Raw genomic sequence first — 1,973 nt, forward strand, 5'->3', positions numbered from 1 at the left:
CCCGCCGGGTGAACCGGCTCCGGCGGGGGCGTGCCCGGCCCGACGGCACACGCCCCCGCCGCCTCGGCTTCTTCTCTTTCTCCTCCTTCTTCGACTTCTCCGACCAGGACTTGAGGACTTCCCGATGACCGTGACCGAACCGTCCGCTCCCGCCCGGCAGGTGGTGCCCGCCGAGGAGCGGTACGCCGCCGAACTGGCCTTCCTCGCCGCCCAGGACCCCGGCCCCCGCCCGCCGGGCTGGGCGCTGACCCCGCGTGCGGTGGTGACCTTCGTGTGCGGCAGCGAGGGCGAGGAGCTGGCCCTGCCGAAGCGGCGCGCCGGGCTGCCGTCCAAGCTGGTGATCGCCCCGAAGTTCGTCGGCGAACGCGCCCTGGTGGAGCGCTGCGTGGTGACCCTGGCCGGTGAGCGGGGGCTGCTGCTCACGGGCGAGCCGGGCACCGCCAAGTCGATGCTGTCCGAGCTGCTGTCGGCCGCGGTGTGCGGCACGAGCGCGCTCACCGTGCAGGGCACGGCGGGCACCACTGAGGACGCCTTCCGCTACGGCTGGAACTACGCGCTGCTGCTGGCACAGGGCCCGACCCGGGAGGCCCTGGTCGACTCCCCCGTGCTGGCGGCGATGCGTGCGGGGCGGGTGGTGCGGGTCGAGGAGATCACGCGCTGCCTGCCCGAGGTGCAGGACGCGCTGGTGTCGATCCTGTCCGACCGGCGGGTGAGCGTGCCGGAGCTGACGGCGACCGAGGACTCGGTGGTCTCGGCGGCTCCCGGTTTCACCGTCATCGCCACAGCCAACCTGCGCGACCGGGGGGTCTCGGAGATGTCGGCGGCGCTGAAGCGGCGCTTCAACTTCGAGACGGTCGGCCCGATCTCGGACCCGGACGCGGAGGCCGCGCTGATCCGCCGGCAGGCCGTCACCGCCGTGGAGCGGGCCGGGGCCGCGTTCGGGGTGGACGACAGCGTGCTCGACGCGCTCGTCACCGTCTTCCGGGACCTGCGCTCGGGGCGAAGCGCGGAGGGCTGGGACGTGGAACGGCCCGGCACGGTCATGTCCACGGCAGAAGCGGTTCAGGTGGCGGCCTCGCTGGGAGTCGCGGCCGCGTACCTGCCGGGCGGTGACGTGCTGGACCTGCTGCCGGGCCATCTGCTGGGCGTGGTGCGCAAGGACGACCCGGCCGACCACGGCCGGCTGCTGGGCTACTGGGACGGCCCGGTGCGGCGCCGGGCCGAGGACGGCTCGGCGATGTGGCGCCGGCTCTGGGACCTGCGCGGGAGCCTGCGTTGACGCCGATCGCTGATCCACGGGAGGCCGTGGCGGCCCTGGCCGCCTCGCGCGCGCCCTACCTGCTGGGGGTTCGGCACCACAGTCCCGCCCTGGCGGCGGTGGTGCCGGCGCTGCTGGCGGCCGCGGACCCGGAGGTGGTCTGCGTGGAGCTGCCGGCCGACTTCCAGCCGTGGCTGACGCACCTGGCCGACCCGGAGACGGTCGCCCCGGTGGCCCTGGCGGGCCTGGGCCTCGAGGGCCGGCTGGCCTTCTATCCGTTCGCGGACTTCTCCCCGGAACTGGCGGCGATCCGCTGGGCCCGCGAACACGGGGTGGAGGTCCGCTGCTGCGACCTCCCCCTGTCGGACGTCGGCTGGTCCCTCCCGGCTCCGGCGGGGCCCGGGGGCGACGGGTCGGCTCCGGCTCCGGACGGGCCGGGCGTGGACGCTGCGGCCACGGCGGCGCCGGGCACGCACCCGGCGGACGGGGCGACCGCCGCGGACGACTCCGCTCCGCCCCTGGCTGCACCGGGAACGGGCCCTGCGGGCCTCCCGCCTGCGGCTGTGCCGGGGCCCGGCTCGGGCGGGGCCGGCGGGGTTGGTTCGCCGGCGGCCGACGAGCCCGGTTCGGACGCGGCCGGCGAAGCCGGTTCCCGTGCGGCGGGAGGGCGCGCGGACGCCGTGGGCGGACCGGCCGCGTCCGGCGCCGGAGCCGC

2 protein-coding genes are annotated in these 1,973 nt (G+C 76.5%); both read left to right on the forward strand.

The genetic code is table 11. From position 1 onward, the window contains the following. Positions 1 to 124 precede the first annotated feature (124 nt). The gene (locus tag ACFVXK_RS38425; RefSeq protein ID WP_389621995.1) at positions 125 to 1,279 is read left to right on the forward strand and encodes an AAA family ATPase; all 1,155 of its coding nucleotides are present in this window, start codon (positions 125 to 127) and stop codon (positions 1,277 to 1,279) included. Beyond that, on the forward strand, positions 1,276 to 1,973 hold a 698-nt coding region (locus ACFVXK_RS38430; RefSeq protein WP_389621998.1), incomplete at its 3' end, for a DUF5682 family protein. The genes ACFVXK_RS38425 and ACFVXK_RS38430, both read left to right, overlap by 4 nt.

Source organism: Streptomyces sp. NPDC058157 (assembly GCF_042884105.1).
In the GTDB taxonomy this organism is placed as follows: Bacteria; Actinomycetota; Actinomycetes; order Streptomycetales; family Streptomycetaceae; genus Streptomyces.

What these genes read in the sequence shown, in the direction of transcription:
- ACFVXK_RS38425 (WP_389621995.1), top strand. Translation starts at nt 125, where the DNA reads ATGACCGTGACCGAACCGTCCGCTCCCGCCCGGCAGGTGGTGCCCGCC.